This is a genomic window from Isoptericola sp. AK164 (assembly GCF_029643425.1).
GTDB classification, from domain to species: domain Bacteria; phylum Actinomycetota; class Actinomycetes; order Actinomycetales; family Cellulomonadaceae; genus Isoptericola; species Isoptericola haloaureus.
In genome coordinates this window covers 1518700-1534231 of the sequence record NZ_CP119106.1, presented here as the reverse complement: position 1 = coordinate 1534231, position 15532 = coordinate 1518700, and the positions used below count along the sequence as shown (strand labels likewise).

Annotated in this window: 14 protein-coding genes and 1 rRNA gene; 2 read left to right on the top strand and 13 right to left on the bottom strand. The window is 71.4% G+C overall.

The features are described 5' to 3' along the window. Positions 1–379: 379 nt before the first annotated feature. Both PO879_RS07030 and tyrS read right to left on the bottom strand, forming a co-directional pair. Positions 380–1905 (bottom strand): 16S ribosomal RNA (locus tag PO879_RS07030). A gap of 473 nt (positions 1906–2378) precedes the next feature. Then, positions 2379–3638, bottom strand: coding sequence for a tyrosine--tRNA ligase (tyrS, locus tag PO879_RS07025; protein WP_278237200.1), 1260 nt, complete (start codon positions 3636–3638; stop codon positions 2379–2381). 140 nt (positions 3639–3778) lie between these two features. Here tyrS and PO879_RS07020 point away from each other — a divergent pair, with 140 nt between their 5' ends. Further along, positions 3779–4579: an MHYT domain-containing protein gene (locus PO879_RS07020; RefSeq protein ID WP_278237199.1), complete on the top strand. Its 801-nt coding sequence runs from the start codon at positions 3779–3781 to the stop codon at positions 4577–4579. 14 nt (positions 4580–4593) lie between these two features. Here the strand turns inward: PO879_RS07020 and PO879_RS07015 are convergent, their stop codons facing one another. Genes PO879_RS07015 through PO879_RS06965 form a run of 11 tightly spaced genes read right to left on the bottom strand, consistent with a single transcriptional unit; the run spans position 4594 to position 15120 of the window. Next, a complete protein-coding gene (locus PO879_RS07015; protein ID WP_278237198.1) occupies positions 4594–5265 on the bottom strand; it encodes a DNA-3-methyladenine glycosylase in 672 nt (223 codons plus the stop codon). Further along, positions 5265–5882 carry an AAA family ATPase gene (locus PO879_RS07010; protein WP_278237197.1) on the bottom strand — a complete coding sequence of 206 codons (618 nt, stop codon included), beginning with the start codon at positions 5880–5882 and terminating at the stop codon, positions 5265–5267. Before PO879_RS07010 ends, PO879_RS07015 begins: the two co-directional genes overlap by 1 nt. Then, on the bottom strand, positions 5883–7325 hold the full coding sequence (gene argH / locus PO879_RS07005) for an argininosuccinate lyase (RefSeq protein WP_278237196.1): 1443 nt from the start codon (positions 7323–7325) through the stop codon (positions 5883–5885). A 2-nt stretch (positions 7326–7327) separates the two neighbouring features. Next, positions 7328–8557, bottom strand: a complete 1230-nt coding sequence (locus tag PO879_RS07000; RefSeq protein ID WP_278237195.1) for an argininosuccinate synthase — start codon at positions 8555–8557, stop codon at positions 7328–7330. A gap of 56 nt (positions 8558–8613) precedes the next feature. After that, positions 8614–9147, bottom strand: a complete 534-nt coding sequence (locus PO879_RS06995) for an arginine repressor (protein ID WP_278237194.1) — start codon at positions 9145–9147, stop codon at positions 8614–8616. Next, a complete protein-coding gene (gene argF, locus PO879_RS06990) occupies positions 9144–10076 on the bottom strand; it encodes an ornithine carbamoyltransferase (protein ID WP_278237193.1) in 933 nt (310 codons plus the stop codon). The genes PO879_RS06995 and argF overlap by 4 nt, the downstream gene beginning before the upstream one ends. A 1-nt stretch (position 10077) precedes the next feature. Further along, on the bottom strand, positions 10078–11322 hold the full coding sequence (locus PO879_RS06985) for an acetylornithine transaminase (RefSeq protein WP_278237477.1): 1245 nt from the start codon (positions 11320–11322) through the stop codon (positions 10078–10080). A gap of 5 nt (positions 11323–11327) precedes the next feature. Next, positions 11328–12278 (bottom strand): acetylglutamate kinase, encoded by a 951-nt coding sequence (gene argB, locus PO879_RS06980; RefSeq protein ID WP_278237192.1) that lies wholly within the window; start codon positions 12276–12278, stop codon positions 11328–11330. Continuing rightward, the gene (gene argJ, locus PO879_RS06975; RefSeq protein ID WP_278237191.1) at positions 12275–13465 is read right to left on the bottom strand and encodes a bifunctional glutamate N-acetyltransferase/amino-acid acetyltransferase ArgJ; all 1191 of its coding nucleotides are present in this window, start codon (positions 13463–13465) and stop codon (positions 12275–12277) included. Before argJ ends, argB begins: the two co-directional genes overlap by 4 nt. Next, positions 13462–14550 carry an N-acetyl-gamma-glutamyl-phosphate reductase gene (gene argC / locus PO879_RS06970; RefSeq protein ID WP_278237190.1) on the bottom strand — a complete coding sequence of 363 codons (1089 nt, stop codon included), beginning with the start codon at positions 14548–14550 and terminating at the stop codon, positions 13462–13464. Before argC ends, argJ begins: the two co-directional genes overlap by 4 nt. A gap of 45 nt (positions 14551–14595) precedes the next feature. Further along, the gene (locus tag PO879_RS06965; protein ID WP_278237189.1) at positions 14596–15120 is read right to left on the bottom strand and encodes a GNAT family N-acetyltransferase; all 525 of its coding nucleotides are present in this window, start codon (positions 15118–15120) and stop codon (positions 14596–14598) included. Positions 15121–15173: 53 nt separating this feature from the next. On the opposite strand from PO879_RS06965, the gene PO879_RS06960 reads away from it, so the two are divergent. Continuing rightward, positions 15174–15521 carry a methyltransferase domain-containing protein gene (locus PO879_RS06960; protein WP_278237476.1) on the top strand — a complete coding sequence of 116 codons (348 nt, stop codon included), beginning with the start codon at positions 15174–15176 and terminating at the stop codon, positions 15519–15521. Positions 15522–15532: the final 11 nt, after the last annotated feature.

Genomic DNA, 15532 nt, shown 5'->3' with positions numbered 1-15532 from the left:
GCCCACGATGCGCACCTACCCCCACACCCACCAGCAGCTCGCGCCACCAGCAACAGCATGAAGACGGTCTGCGACCGACCGACGACCCGTATCCATCAAAGACCCCGACCAACAACGTGGCCGGCTGCCTCAGGACCCAACAGTGTGCTCTACCGACCCCCCACCAGCAGCCCGGACGTTCCGACCGCGAACCGGCACCCCCCAAGGAGGCACCGCACGCGGTGTACTGATCCGACCCACCCGCAGGCGGCCGTACGGTCAATGTTCCACCCAGAGCAACCACCAGACGCACGTTCGGCGCCTACAGCGGCTGTACATGACCCCCTGCGACCCGACCGACCCCCCAGGGGCCGACCGGCAGAAGGTATGTGCTCCTTAGAAAGGAGGTGATCCAGCCGCACCTTCCGGTACGGCTACCTTGTTACGACTTAGTCCCAATCGCCAGTCCCACCTTCGACCACTCCCCCCGGAAAACCGGTTGGGCCGTGAGCTTCGGGTGTTACCAACTTTCGTGACTTGACGGGCGGTGTGTACAAGGCCCGGGAACGTATTCACCGCAGCGTTGCTGATCTGCGATTACTAGCGACTCCGACTTCATGGGGTCGAGTTGCAGACCCCAATCCGAACTGAGACCGGCTTTTTGGGATTCGCTCCACCTTACGGTATCGCAGCCCTCTGTACCGGCCATTGTAGCATGCGTGAAGCCCAAGACATAAGGGGCATGATGATTTGACGTCATCCCCGCCTTCCTCCGAGTTGACCCCGGCAGTCTCCCATGAGTCCCCGGCATAACCCGCTGGCAACATAGGACAAGGGTTGCGCTCGTTGCGGGACTTAACCCAACATCTCACGACACGAGCTGACGACAACCATGCACCACCTGTGCACCGACCTTGCGGAACCACCATCTCTGGCAGCGTCCGGTGCATGTCAAGCCTTGGTAAGGTTCTTCGCGTTGCATCGAATTAATCCGCATGCTCCGCCGCTTGTGCGGGCCCCCGTCAATTCCTTTGAGTTTTAGCCTTGCGGCCGTACTCCCCAGGCGGGGCACTTAATGCGTTAGCTGCGGCACGGAACTCGTGGAATGAGTCCCACACCTAGTGCCCAACGTTTACGGCATGGACTACCAGGGTATCTAATCCTGTTCGCTCCCCATGCTTTCGCTCCTCAGCGTCAGTTGCGGCCCAGAGACCTGCCTTCGCCATCGGTGTTCCTCCTGATATCTGCGCATTCCACCGCTACACCAGGAATTCCAGTCTCCCCTACCGCACTCTAGTCTGCCCGTACCCGATGCACGCCCCAGGTTGAGCCTGAGGTTTTCACACCAGACGCGACAAACCGCCTACGAGCTCTTTACGCCCAATAATTCCGGACAACGCTTGCGCCCTACGTATTACCGCGGCTGCTGGCACGTAGTTAGCCGGCGCTTCTTCTGCAGGTACCGTCCACCCGAAGGCCTTCTTCCCTGCTGAAAGAGGTTTACAACCCGAAGGCCGTCATCCCTCACGCGGCGTCGCTGCATCAGGCTTTCGCCCATTGTGCAATATTCCCCACTGCTGCCTCCCGTAGGAGTCTGGGCCGTGTCTCAGTCCCAGTGTGGCCGGTCGCCCTCTCAGGCCGGCTACCCGTCGAAGCCTTGGTAGGCCATCACCCCACCAACAAGCTGATAGGCCGCGAGCCCATCCCCCACCGAAAAACTTTCCAACACCCACCATGCGGCAGGCGCTCATATCCGGTATTAGACCCCGTTTCCAAGGCTTATCCCGAAGTGGAGGGCAGGTTGCTCACGTGTTACTCACCCGTTCGCCACTGATCCACCCAGCAAGCTGGGCTTCACCGTTCGACTTGCATGTGTTAAGCACGCCGCCAGCGTTCGTCCTGAGCCAGGATCAAACTCTCCGTAAAAGAGAGAAAACACCACCAACCACCACGGGCCGGCGATGCCATATCGATACTGGCCAGACCAAACAAACTAGCAAAACTAGCTGTCCAATCTAGTCCAAAGGAACCAATGAAGGTTCAAAATTTGGCATTGACTATCAAGCACACTGTTGAGTTCTCAAACAACCGACACACACCATCCAAGACCGGAACCTCTGTCCCGACCCCGTCCGGGGCAACCCTTCAACCTTACCCGAACCGATCCGCCCTGTCAAACCGTGGATCCGAGATCCAACCGACTGGGTGACCCGTCTCAAGCTGACCGGGCACATAACTGTACCTGATCCGAGAGGTCTGTGGGAAGTCCGCTCAGCGAGACCGGCCACCGTTTCCCTGACCTACCGGGCTGATGTCCGTCGCTCCCTGCCGGGCGAACGACGAGAACATTACACACCCTCTGACCCACACACCAAATGCGCAGGTCAGAGGGCATGTCGTCACTCCACGACGGCGACCGCGAGGGTCTTCTTGCCGCGGCGCAGCACGGCGTAGCGACCGTGCAGCAGGTGCTCGTCGCGCAGCACGTCCTCGTCGCCGCCGACCTTGACGTTGTTGACGTAGGCGCCGCCGTCGGCGATCGCCCGTCGGCCGGCCGCCTTGGACGGCACCAACCCGCTCTCGACGAGCGCGTCGAGCACGCTGACACCCGGTCGGACCGTGGCGCGAGGCAGCTCGGCGGTGGCGGCACCCAGGGTGCCGGCGTCCAGCTCGGTCAGCTCACCGCGGCCGAACAGCGCCTGGCTGGCGGCGATGACCGCGTCGGTGGCCTCCTGTCCGTGCACGAGCGTCGTCACGTCGGTGGCGAGCGTCTTCTGGGCCACGCGGGCGAAGGGCCGCTCGGCGACCTCACGCTCGAGCTCCTCGATCTCCTCCCGCGTGCGGAAGGTGAAGATCTTCAGGAACCGCACGACGTCGGCATCGGCCTGGTTCAGCCAGAACTGGTAGAAGGCGTACGGGCTCATGAGCTCCGGGTCGAGCCAGACGGCGCCGCCCTCGGTCTTGCCGAACTTCGTGCCGTCGGCCTTGGTGATCAGCGGCGTCGTCATCGCGTGCACCGCCGCGCCCTCGGTGCGGCGGATGAGCTCGACGCCCGAGAGCAGGTTCCCCCACTGGTCGTTGCCGCCGGTCTGCAGGGTGCAGTCGTACCGGCGGAACAGCTCGCGGAAGTCGATGCCCTGCAGGATCTGGTAGCTGAACTCCGTGAACGACAGGCCCTCGTCGCTGCGCAGACGCCGCGCGACGGTGTCCTTGGCGAGCATCGTGCCGAGCCGGTAGTGCTTGCCGACGTCCCGGAGGAAGTCGATCGCCGACAGCCCGGACGTCCAGTCGAGGTTGTTCACGACGCGGGCGGGGTTGTCCCCCGTCAGGTCGAGGAACCGGGACACCTGGGCGCGGATCTTCTCGGTCCACTCCGCGACGGTCTCCTTGGTGTTGAGGACCCGCTCTCCGGACTCGCGCGGATCCCCGATCATGCCGGTGGCGCCGCCGACCAGTGCGATCGCGCGGTGTCCGGCCAGCTGCAGGTGCCGCAGCAGGATCAGCTGGACCAGGTGGCCGTGGTGCAGGCTCGGAGCCGTCGGGTCGAACCCGCAGTAGTAGGTGACCGGCCCCTTCGAGAGTGCGTCGCGCAGCGCGGCCTCGTCGGTGGACTGCGCCACCAGGCCTCGCCAGTGCAGCTCGTCGAGAACGTCGGTCACCGTGGTGCTCCTTCGGGTCAGCAGACGCGGCCCGGGCGGGCCGCCCTCCTAGTGTGCCCGACGCCGCCGGCTTCGTTGCCCCGTGCCGCCAGAAAGATTACTCTGCATGCTTCTTCCTGCCCCCGTCGTCGAGGACCACGATGATCGAGCATTTCACGTACGGACTCCTGACCCCCGCACTGTCGTTCGTGCTCTCGTGCCTCGGGTGCGCCGCAGGGCTGTCCTGCACCGCCCGAGCGCGCCTCTACACCGGCCGGGCGCGGCGGTGGTGGCTCTGGATGGGCGCCGTCGCCATCGGGGGCACCGGCATCTGGGTCATGCACTTCGTGGCCATGCTCGGGTTCTCGGTCGAGGGCGCCGAGATCCGCTACGACATCCCGCTGACCGTGGCGAGCGCCGTGCTCGCGATCGGCGTCGTCGCGATCGGCCTGTTCATGGTGGACCGCAGCGGTGGACGGACGGGAGCCGTCGTCGTCGGCGGGACGGTCGCCGGCCTCGGGGTGTCGAGCATGCACTACCTCGGCATGCGCGCCATGCACACGGACGTGGCGATCGACTACGACCCGTGGCTCGTGACGCTCTCCGTCGCGATCGGCGTCGTGGCGGCATCGGCGGGCCTCTGGCTCGCGTTCATCGTCCGGACCACCGCCGCCGGGGCGGCAGCAGCCGTCGTGATGGGTGTCGCCGTCTCCGGGATGCACTACACCGGGATGGCCGCGATGAACGTCGAAGGGCACGCCGACCACGGCATGAGCGCTCCGGACGGACTCACGACCGGCGAGCTCCTCGTCCCGCTGATCATCTTCCTCACGCTGTCGACGCTTGCCCTCGTCGTCACGGTCGTCCTCGCCCGGAGCCCCGGCGAGATCACGGCCGACCGCGCCTTCGACGAGTGGCGGAACGAGCTGCGCCGCTCGACCGACGACGTCGACTCCCGGTAGCCCGGAAGCGACGATCAGCGCACCCGGCCGGCCACCGGACGGTAGGAGGAGACGGTGGGCTCGTCGACGAGCCAGGAGCGCCAGCCGAACCGGGCGGGGTCGGCTCCCTCTCCCCCGACGCCGACGCGGGGTCCCGTCGCGATCGTGCGGGGCAGCGGGTCCACCGGGAGCTGGACGGCCACCGCACCGGACGGCTCGGTGACGTCGCACGAGTCGTCCTGCAGGTCGAGCGAGAGCGCCACGGCGAGCCGGGCGGGCCCGCGGGCGATCTGCCGCTCCGAGTCGCAGCGGCCGGCGGCCTCGCGCCGCTCTCGTGCCACCACTCGGCCCTCCACGACCTCGCCGGCACGCAGCAGCACGGCACCCGCGTCGCCGACCGACCCGCAGACGATGTTGACGCAGTGGTGCAGGCCCAGGTGCCGGTAGACGTAGAGCCTGCCCGGACGGCCGAACATCGAGCGGTTGCGGGCGGTCGGGCCGCGGAACGCGTGGGAGGCGGGGTCGTCGGCACCGCCGTACGCCTCGACCTCGGTGATGCGCAGGGTGACGTCACCGTCGGGACGTCGCCGCACGAGGTACGCACCGAGCAGGTCACGGGCCACGTCGTGCACGCTGCGCGCGTACCAGGACGTGCCGGGCACCTGCCACGGGACCGCGGCGGCCTGTTCGTGGGTCGTCTCGCTCATCACGCCTCCTCCGCCCGGTCCGGGCCGCGCAACCGTCCGACACCGTCCAGCCAGACGTCGGCCCGCTCGCGCGTCTGCTCCGCAGCGTAATGCTCGGCCTCGTCGGCCATCCAGCGCAACCAGTGCTCCCGGGCCTCCTCGCCGTCCCGCGCCAGTCCCCGGCGCAGACGCTCGTCGTCGTCGGCGGCGACCCAGATGCGCAGGGCGGCCCACGGGTCGGCGCTGCGGGCGGCTGCTCCGCACCCCTCGACGACCAGGAACGGCGCCGGCTCGACGGGGTGCGTCTCCGCCCAGGCGCCCGCCGGCCAGTCGTAGCGGCGGTACTCCCCCGCCCCTCCGCGGGCCAGCGGTTCCAGGACCCGTCGGGCGAGCCGCCGGGCACCGCCGTCCGGGCCGTCCTCCCAGCCCTCGTACAGGTCGTCCAGGTGCACGACCTGGCAGCACAGCTCGACCGCGAGCTGGGTGGCGAGCGAGGTCTTGCCGGACCCGGCCGGTCCGTCGACGCACACGAGCCGGGTGCGTCGCCACGACGGCGACGCACCCGGCCCGGGCAGCCGCGCGGAGGCGGCGTGGACGCGGTGCACGACGACGTCGAGCACCTGCGGGGGGACGGTCACTCAGCCCTCGGCCCAGAAGCGGAACTCGGTGGCCCGCTCCTTCGCCGCCTCGAGCTGCTCGGCCACGCGCACCGGTGCGGTCCCGCCGACGGCGTCCCGGGACGCCACCGACCCGGGCACGGAGAGCACCTCGCGCACGCCCGGGGTCAGGTGCTCCGAGATCTCCGCGAGGTCGTCGTCCGACAGGTCCCACAGCTCGATGCCGCGCTCCTCGCACACGCGCACGCAGGACCCGGCGACCTCGTGGGCGACCCGGAAGGGCACGCCCTCGCGCACCAGCCACTCGGCGACGTCCGTGGCCAGGGAGAACCCCTGCGGCGCCAGCTCGGCCATGCGTGCGGTGTCGAAGGTCAGCGTGCGCACCATGCCGGCGAAGGCCGGCAGGAGGACCGTCAGGGTGCCGACCTGGTCGAAGACCGGCTCCTTGTCCTCCTGCAGGTCGCGGTTGTACGCCAGCGGCAGGCCCTTGAGCGTGGTGAGAAGACCCGTCAGGTCACCGACGAGCCGGCCGGACTTCCCCCGCGCCAGCTCGGCGATGTCCGGGTTCTTCTTCTGCGGCATGATGCTCGACCCGGTCGACCAGGCGTCGTCCAGGCGGACGAACCCGAACTCCTTGGTGTTCCACAGGATGATCTCCTCGGAGATCCTCGACAGGTCGATGCCGATCATCGCCGCCACGAACGCGAACTCGGCCACGACGTCGCGCGCCGCGGTGCCGTCGATCGAGTTCTCCACGGGACCGTCGAACCCGAGCCCGGCGGCGACGGCGGCCGGGTCGAGGCCGAGGGACGAGCCCGCGAGCGCCCCGGACCCGTACGGCGAGCGCGCGGCCCGCACGTCCCAGTCGATGAGCCGGTCGACGTCGCGCAGGAGCGGCCAGGCGTGCGCCAGCAGGTGGTGCGCCAGCAGCACGGGCTGGGCGTGCTGCAGGTGGGTGCGTCCCGGCATGACGGCCTCGCCGGCGGCCTCGGCCTGCGTGATGAGCTCGTCGACGACCGTGACGAGCTGCTCGGCGATGACGCGGGCGTGGTCGCGCAGGTACATGCGCACCTGCGTCGCGATCTGGTCGTTGCGCGAACGACCCGCCCGCAGCTTGCCGCCGAGGTCGTCGCCGGCCCGCTGCAGCAGGCCGCGCTCGAGGGCCGTGTGCACGTCCTCGTCCTCGGGGGCGGCCACGAACACCCCTGAGGCGACGTCCTCGGACAGCCGGTCCAGCGCCTCGTGCATGGCGGTCAGCTCGTCGTCGGTCAGCAGACGCGCGGCGTGCAGCACCTCGGCGTGGGCGCGCGAGCCGCGGATGTCGTACTGCGCCAGCGCCCAGTCGAAGTCCGTCGACTTGCTCAGCCGTGCCAGCTCGGGGGCGGGCCCCCCGGCGAACCGGCCGCCCCACAGGGCGACCGGTCCGTCGCTCGACACGCCGTCGGGCAGGGTCTCGTCGCTCATCGTCAGAGGGTCCCCACGCCGAAGTCCGGGCCGTTGCCGAACCGCTCGTCACGGGCGGCGGCCTGCTTGGCGGCCAGGCCGTAGATCTCGATGAACCCCTTGGCGTGCGACTGGTCGAAGGCGTCGCCCTCGTCGTAGGTCGCGAGGTTGAAGTCGTACAGCGAGGCCTCCGAGCGACGGCCCGTGACCGTGGCGCGGCCCCCGTGCAGCACGAGGCGGATGTCGCCAGAGACGTACTTCTGGGTGTCGGCGACGAACGTGTCGAGGCTCTTCTTCAGCGGCGAGAACCACATGCCGTCGTAGACGAGCTCGCCCCAGCGCTGCTCGACGCCCTTCTTGAAGCGCGCCTGCTCCCGCTCGAGCGTGACGTTCTCGAGCTCCTGGTGGGCGGCGATGAGCGCCATCGCGCCCGGCGCCTCGTACACCTCGCGCGACTTGATGCCCACGAGCCGGTCCTCGACGATGTCGATCCGACCCACGCCCTGGGCGCCGGCGCGGCGGTTCATCTCCTCGATGGCCTGCAGCGGCGTGACCGCGACGCCGTCGAGGGCCACCGGGACGCCCTGCTCGAAGGTGATGACGACCTCGTCGGCGACCGGCGGGAACGTCGGGTCGTCGGTGTAGGAGTAGACGTCCTTGGTGGGCTCGTTCCAGATGTCCTCGAGGAAGCCCGTCTCAACGGCGCGGCCCCAGACGTTCTGGTCGATGGAGAACGGGTTGTTCTTCGTCGTCGCGATCGGCAGGTCGTGCTTCTCGGCGTAGTCGATCGCCTTCTCGCGGGTCAGCGCGAGGTCCCGGACCGGGGCGATCGAGGTCAGCTCCGGGGCGAGCGAGGTGGTGGCCACCTCGAACCGGACCTGGTCGTTGCCCTTGCCGGTGCAGCCGTGCGCGACGGTCTTGGCGCCGAACTGGCGCGCGGCGCGGACCATGTGCTTGACGATGACGGGGCGCGAGATCGCCGAGACGAGCGGGTACCGGTCGAGGTAGAGGCCGTTGGCCTGCAGGGCCGGCATGCAGTACTCGGTGGCGAACTCGTCGCGGGCGTCGGCCACGTAGGCCTCGACGGCGCCGCAGTCGAGAGCGCGCTGCCGGATGACGTTGAGGTCCTCGCCTCCCTGGCCGACGTCGACGGCGACGGCGACGACCTCGGCCCCGGTGGCCTCGGCGATCCAGCCGATGGCCACGGAGGTGTCCAGGCCGCCGGAGTAGGCGAGCACGACGCGATCAGTCATGAGGGTCTTCTTCCTTGCGTTGCGGTCGATGTCGAGTCTGGCAGGCTTTCGCGGGCTCAGGCGTCCTGGGGCGCGGTGAGCTCGAGGAACCGGTGGGCGAGATCGTCGCCCCCGGCCGGGTCCCGGGCGATCACGAGGATCGTGTCGTCCCCGGCGATGCAGCCGAGGACCCCGGGGAAGACGGAGTGGTCGATGGCCGAGGCGAGGTAGTTCGCCGCCCCGGGCGGGGTGCGCAGCACCACCTGGTTGCCCGACGCCTCGGCGGAGACGAGCAGGTCGGCGCAGAGCCGGGCCAGCCGGGCGGCCAGGTAGCCGCCGTCGTACCCGTCCACGCCGGCGGCGCGCACGGTGCGGTCACCGCCCTCGCCGGGGACGGCGTAGACGAGGGCGCCGGAGGCGCTGCGCACCTTCTCGGCCCGCAGCTCGATGAGGTCGCGGGACAGCGTGCCCTGCGTGACGGACAGGCCCTCGGCGGCGAGCTCGCGGGCGAGCTCGGCCTGGGAGTGGATCGCGGTGCGGTGCAGGATCTCGGTGATACGGGCCTGGCGGGCCGCCTTGGTGGCGGGGGCGTGACCGGACGGCGTGGTCATCGCTGCTCCAGCAGGAACGTCAGGACGGCCTTCTGGGCGTGCCGGCGGTTCTCCGCCTCGTCCCACACGGCCGACCGCGGCCCGTCGATGACCTCCGCGGCCACCTCCTTGCCCCGGTAGGCCGGCAGGCAGTGCAGGAAGATCGCGTCGGACCGCGCGCGGTCCATGAGCTCCGGCGTCACCTGGTACGGCGAGAGGTCCTGGACGCGCTGCGCCGCGGACTCCTCGTCGCCCATCGAGACCCACGTGTCGGTCACCACGACGTCCGCGTCGGCGACCGCCGCGGCCGGGTCGGTCGTCACCGTGACCGAGCCACCCGTGGTGGCCGCGATCTCCTCGGCGCGGCGCACGACGTCGGCGTCCGGCTGGTAGCCCTCGGGCCCGCCGACCAGCACGTGCAACCCGGCCGTCGCGCCGCCGATCAGGTACGAGGCGCCCATGTTGTTCGCCGCGTCGCCGACGTAGGCCAGCCGCTGCCCGGGCAGGGCGTCGAGACCGCCGCGGTGCTGGGCGACGGTGAGCAGGTCGGCCAGGATCTGGCACGGGTGGAACTGGTCGGTCAGCGCGTTGACCACGGGGACGGCGGAGACGGCGGCCATCTCGTCGAGGCGCTCCTGGCCGAAGGTGCGCCACACGATCGCCGAGACCTGCCGGTCCAGCACGCGCGTGACGTCCGCGACGGACTCGCGCACGCCCACCTGGGCGAGCCTGCCGTCGACCACCATCGGGAAGCCGCCGAGCTCGGCGATCCCGGCCGAGAACGAGGCCTGCGTGCGCAGCGTGGGCTTGTCGAACAGCAGCGCGACGCTCTGCGGACCGGCCAGCGGGGTGCGCGCGAACGGCTCGGCCCGCAGCTCGAGCGCCAGACCGAGCACCTCGCGCTGCTCGGCGGGCGTGAGGTCGTCGTCGCGCAGGAAGTGGCGGGGCATCTCAGCCTTCTTTCGGGGTCTCGGGCACGGTGACCTCGGCGAAGAACCGTGCGGCGTCCAGGGCCTGGTCCGTGGTGAGGATCAGCGGCGGGGCGAGGCGGACGGCGTCGGGGGCGACGGGGTTGACGATGAACCCGGCCTCCAGCGCCGCAGCCGCCACCTGGGCCGCCACCGGACGGGTGAGCCGGACCGCCAGCAGCAGCCCTCGGCCCCGCACCTCGGCGACCAGGGGGTTGCCCGCGGCGGTGATCGCCCGGCGCAGGGTCTCGCCGACCTGACGCACCTGGGCCAGCAGCCGGTCCCGCTCGATGACGCCGATCGTCGCCAGCGCCGCGGCGGCCGCCACCGGGTTGCCGCCGAACGTCGTCCCGTGCTGGCCGCGGCCCAGCAGCGTCGCCGCACGCTCGCCGTAGGCGACGACGGCGCCGACCGGGAAGCCGCCGCCCAGGCCCTTGGCGAGGGTGACGACGTCGGGCACGATGCCGCCGCCGATCTCCGGCTGCTGGTAGGCGAACCACGACCCGGTGCGTCCCACGCCGGTCTGCACCTCGTCGAGGACGAGCAGCGCGTCGGCGTCGTGCGTCAGCCGGCGGGCCAGCACCAGGTAGCCGGCGGGCAGCTCGCGCACCCCGGCCTCGCCCTGGACGGGTTCGACGACCAGCGCCGCGACCTCGCCGCGTTCGGCCACGGCGGCCGGCGAGAAGGCCTCCTCCAGCGCGGCCGTGTCCCCGAACGGGACGTGCTCGACCCCGCCGGGGAGCGGCTCGAACGGCTCGCGGTAGGCGGGCTTGTGGGTCAGGGCGAGCGCGCCGACGGTCCGGCCGTGGAAGCCGCCCTCGAGCGCGAGGATCCGGGTGCGGCCCGTGCGCCGCGCCATCTTGAATGCGGCCTCGTTGGCCTCGGTCCCGGAGTTGGCGAAGAACACCTTCGACCCCGACGGCGCCTCGGCGAGCGCCAGCAGCCGCTCGGCGAGCGTGATCTGCGTGGGCGTGCCGAAGAAGTTCGACACGTGCCCGAGCGTGCCGAGCTGGGCGCTGACGGCCGCCGTCAGCGTGGGGTGGGCGTGCCCCAGGGAGTTGACGGCGATCCCGGCCAGCAGGTCGAGGTAGCGCGTGCCCTCGGCGTCCCAGACGTAGGCGCCCTCGCCGCGCACGAGGATGCGCTGCGGCGGGCCGAAGGTGTCCATCACGGCGCCGGTGTAGGCGTCCTGCCACTCGGCGGTGGTCAGCTCGCGACGGGTGGCCATCTCGTTCATGCCGCCTCCCCCGTCGGGTCGGGGACGACCATCGTGCCGTTGCCGCGCGTGGTGAAGACCTCCAGCAGCACCGAGTGCGGCTGGCGTCCGTCGATGACCGACGCCTTGGGCACGCCGCCCTGCACGGCGCGCAGGCAGGCCTCCATCTTGGGCACCATGCCGGCGCTCAGCGTCGGCAGGAGCTGGTGCAGGTCGCCGGCGGTGATCTCCTCGACGAGCGAGCCGCGGTCCGGCCAGTCGGTGTACAGACCCTCGACGTCGGTCAGCACGATGAGCTTCTTCGCGCCCAGCGCGACCGCGAGCGCCGAGGCCGCGGTGTCGGCGTTGACGTTGAGCACCTGGGTGGGGTCGTCGACGTCGGGGGCGACGGTGGACACCACCGGGATCCGCCCGGCGTCGAGCAGGTCCTGCACGGCACCGGGGTTCACCCGCACGACGTCACCGACGAGACCCACGTCGACCGGGGACCCGTCGACCATGGCGTGCCGGCGCACCGCGCCGAACAGGCCGGCGTCCTCCCCGGACAGGCCGACGGCGCGCGGGGCGTGGGCGTTGAGCAGGCCGACGAGGTCGCGCTGGACCTGGCCGGTCAGCACCATGCGCACGACGTCCATCGCCTCGGGCGTCGTGACGCGCAGACCGCCGCGGAACTCGGAGTGGATGCCGACGCGGTCGAGCATCGTGGAGATCTGCGGGCCGCCGCCGTGCACGACGACGGGGTGCAGGCCGACCTGGCGCAGGAAGACCATGTCCTGGGCGAAGGCCGCCTTGAGCTCGTCGTCGACCATGGCGTTGCCGCCGTACTTGACCACGACGAGCGCGCCGGCGAACTCCTGCAGCCAGGGCAGCGCCTCGATCAGCACCTCGGCCTTCTGGTCGGGGCGCAGGTCGGTGCGGGTGTCGAAGGTGAACGCGTCGTCGGGGGTCGCGGGGTTCGTGTCGCTCATGAGGAGTACGCGCTGTTCTCGTGGACGTAGTCGTGGGTCAGGTCGTTGGTCCAGACCGTGGCGCTCGCCGGACCGGCGTGCAGGTCGATCTCGACCTGGACCTCGCGGTCGGCGGCGAGGTCGACGAGCTCGCGGGGCTCGCCGACGCCCTGGGCGCGGCACACCTGGACGCCGTTGACGGAGACGTCGAGGGCCAGCGGGTCGTACGGGGCGACGTCCTCGGGCACGGTGCCGACGGCCGCGACGATCCGGCCCCAGTTGGGGTCGTTGCCGAAGATCGCCGTCTTGAACAGGTTGGAGCGGGTGACCGCGCGCGCGACCGCGACCGCGGCGTCCTCCGTGCTCGCGTTCACCACCGTGACGGCGACGTCGTGGCCGGCCCCCTCGGCGTCGGCGACGAGCTGACGCGACAGGTCGGCGCACACCTCCGTGAGCGCCGCGGTCAGCTCGTCCTCGTCGACCTCGACGCCGGACGCGCCGGAGGCGAGCAGGATCACGGTGTCGTTGGTGGACTGGCACCCGTCGGAGTCGACCCGGTCGAAGGTCCGGCCGGTTGCCGCGCGCAGGGCGGCCCGGGCGGTCTCCGGGTCCACGACGGCGTCGGTCGTGACGACGCTGAGCATGGTGGCCATCGCGGGGGCGAGCATCCCGGCGCCCTTGGCCATGCCGCCGACGCTCCAGCCGTCACGCTCGGCCACGGCGGTCTTGGCGACGGTGTCGGTGGTCATGATGGCGTGCGCGGCGTCCGCGCCGCCGTCGGCGGCCAGCGACCCGGCGGCGGAGTCGATCCCGCCGAGCAGGGCGGGCATGTCCAGCCGGACGCCGATGAGACCGGTCGAGCAGACGAGCACGTCCCCGGCCCCGACCTCGTCCTGCGGCGCGGTGGCCGCGGCGGACAGCACCGCCGCGACGTGCTCGGCGGTGCGGTGGGTGTCGGCGAAGCCCTCCGGACCCGTGCAGGCGTTGGCACCGCCGGAGTTCAGCACGACGGCGCGGGCGGCGCCGTCCGAGACGGCCTGCCGGGTCCACACCACGGGCGCGGCCTGCACCCGGTTGCCGGTGAGCACGGCGGCGGCCGTGCGCAGCGGACCGTCGTTGACGACGAGGGCGACGTCGCGCCCGCCGGAGGACTTCAGCCCGCCGGCGACGCCGGCGGCGCGGAAACCCTGGGGGGTGGTGACGGTCACGGGGCGACTCCTTCGGTGACGAGGCCGGCGGTCTCGGGCAGGCCGAGCGCGATGTTCATCGCCTGCACCGCCTGCCCGGCGGTGCCCTTGACGAGGTTGTCGATCGCCGTGACGGTGACGACGCGGCCGGCAGCGGCGTCGAGGGCGACCTGGACGAGGGCCGAGTTGCTGCCGAGCGTGGCCGCGGTGGAGGGCCACTGGCCGGCGGGCAGGAGCTCGACGAACGGTTCGTCGGCGTAGGCGGCCTCCCAGACGGCCCGCACGGCGTCGGCGTCCGCGACCCGCCCGGGGGCGATCCGCGCGGTCGCGGTGGCCAGGATGCCGCGCGACATCGGCACGAGCGTCGGGGTGAAGCTGATCGACACCTCCGACGCGCCGGCCGTGCGCAGGTTCTGCGTGATCTCGGGGATGTGGCGGTGCGTGCCGGCGACGGCGTACGGGGACGCGGCCCCGAGCCCCTCGGCGGCGAGCAGGTGCGGCTTGAGCGCCTTGCCGGCCCCCGAGAACCCGTTCGCCAGCACGGCCACGAGGTCGGTCGGGTCGAGCAGCCCGGCGGCCACCCCGGGCTGCAGGCCGAGGGTCACCGCGGTGACGTTGCACCCCGGCACGGCGATGCGGCGGGCACCGACGAGCAGGTCCCGCTGGGTCCCGGTATCGCCGTCGGAGGAGTCGAGGACGAGCTCGGGCAGCCCGTAGGGCCAGGTGCCGGCGTGCTCGGAGCCGTAGAAGGCCTGCCAGTCCGCGGCCGAGGCGAGGCGGTGGTCCGCCCCGAGGTCGAGGACGAGCACGTCGTCGGGCAGCTGGGCCGCGATCTCGCCCGAGGCGCCGTGCGGCAGACCGAGGACGACGACGTCGTGCCCGGCGAGCGCCTCGGCCGCGGTGGGCTCGAGCACGCGGTCCGCCAGCGAGCGCAGGTGCGGCTGCAGCGCGCCGAGGCGGCTGCCGGCGTTGGAGTGCGCGGTGAGCGTCCCGATCTCGAGGTGCGGGTGCTGCACGGCGAGACGGAGGAACTCCCCGCCGGCGTACCCGGAGGCACCGGCGACGGCGACGCGCAGCGGCTTCTGCGAGGGGTGCGTGCTGGCCATGGCGCCACTATACATATCTATGCACCCTGCGCTGAACTTATTCGGCTAGGTGTCCACGGACCGGAACATCACGTGCAGCCCCACGTCGCCGTGGGCCGGGCTGCGGAACGCGCCCGGCACGATCCCCACCGTCCGCCACCCCAGGGAGTGCCACAACCGCACGGCGGCGGTGTTGGTCTCGACGACCGCGTTGAACTGGATGCCGCGGTAGCCCTCGGCACGGTGCCAGGCGATCACGTGCTCGGCCAGCGCACGGGCGACGCCGCGCCCCCGCGCGGCCGGCGCGACCATGAACGCCGCGGTGCCGACGTGGTCGCCGTGGCCGGGCTTGTTCGGGCCCATGCGGGCCGTCCCCAGCACCACGCCGCCGGCCTCCGCGAGCACCGTGCGGGCGGGTGGCGCGGCGAGCCACAGGTCGCGCGCCTCGTCGCTCGTCAGGTCCGTGGGATAGGTGTACGTCTCCCCCTCGCGCACGACCGGTTCGACGATCCGCCACAGGGCGGGCCAGTCGTCCGGGCGGGCCGTCCGGATCGTCAGGGGCGGCGCACCGGGCGAGGGGTCGGTGATCACGGCCCCATCGTGGCACGCACCGACGACGTGAGCGCCGTGCACCGCGCGCCACCCTGCTCCGCGCCGACGCCGCCGCGCTCCCCCCTGGCCAGCGGCTGCGCCGACCTGTCACCTGCGTCACGGCACTGCACCTCCCGCCGGACCCGACGCCCGTCCTGCGCGAGTGGGCGCGCGTGCTGCGCCCCGGCGGGCGCGCGGTCACGGCCACGTTCCGGATCGCGGACCGCCCGGCGGGATCCCGCGGCTTCCCCACGTTCCACACGCGGACGGCCTCGCCGGCCGCGCTCTCCCGGACCGTCGCGCCCGCGGGCCTGCGCGTGACGCGGCACCGCACCTGGGACCACGACGGCGGCGACTCGCTGCTCCTGGCCGAGCTCGAGCCGGTCCCCCGCACCGCCTGACGTCGTAGGCT

What these genes read in the sequence shown, in the direction of transcription:
- PO879_RS07020 (WP_278237199.1), top strand. Translation starts at nt 3,779, where the DNA reads ATGATCGAGCATTTCACGTACGGACTCCTGACCCCCGCACTGTCGTTC.
- PO879_RS07015 (WP_278237198.1), bottom strand. Translation starts at nt 5,265, where the DNA reads ATGAGCGAGACGACCCACGAACAGGCCGCCGCGGTCCCGTGGCAGGTG.
- argH (WP_278237196.1), bottom strand. Translation starts at nt 7,325, where the DNA reads ATGAGCGACGAGACCCTGCCCGACGGCGTGTCGAGCGACGGACCGGTC.
- PO879_RS07000 (WP_278237195.1), bottom strand. Translation starts at nt 8,557, where the DNA reads ATGACTGATCGCGTCGTGCTCGCCTACTCCGGCGGCCTGGACACCTCC.
- PO879_RS06995 (WP_278237194.1), bottom strand. Translation starts at nt 9,147, where the DNA reads ATGACCACGCCGTCCGGTCACGCCCCCGCCACCAAGGCGGCCCGCCAG.
- argF (WP_278237193.1), bottom strand. Translation starts at nt 10,076, where the DNA reads ATGCCCCGCCACTTCCTGCGCGACGACGACCTCACGCCCGCCGAGCAG.
- PO879_RS06985 (WP_278237477.1), bottom strand. Translation starts at nt 11,322, where the DNA reads ATGGCCACCCGTCGCGAGCTGACCACCGCCGAGTGGCAGGACGCCTAC.
- argB (WP_278237192.1), bottom strand. Translation starts at nt 12,278, where the DNA reads ATGAGCGACACGAACCCCGCGACCCCCGACGACGCGTTCACCTTCGAC.
- argC (WP_278237190.1), bottom strand. Translation starts at nt 14,550, where the DNA reads ATGGCCAGCACGCACCCCTCGCAGAAGCCGCTGCGCGTCGCCGTCGCC.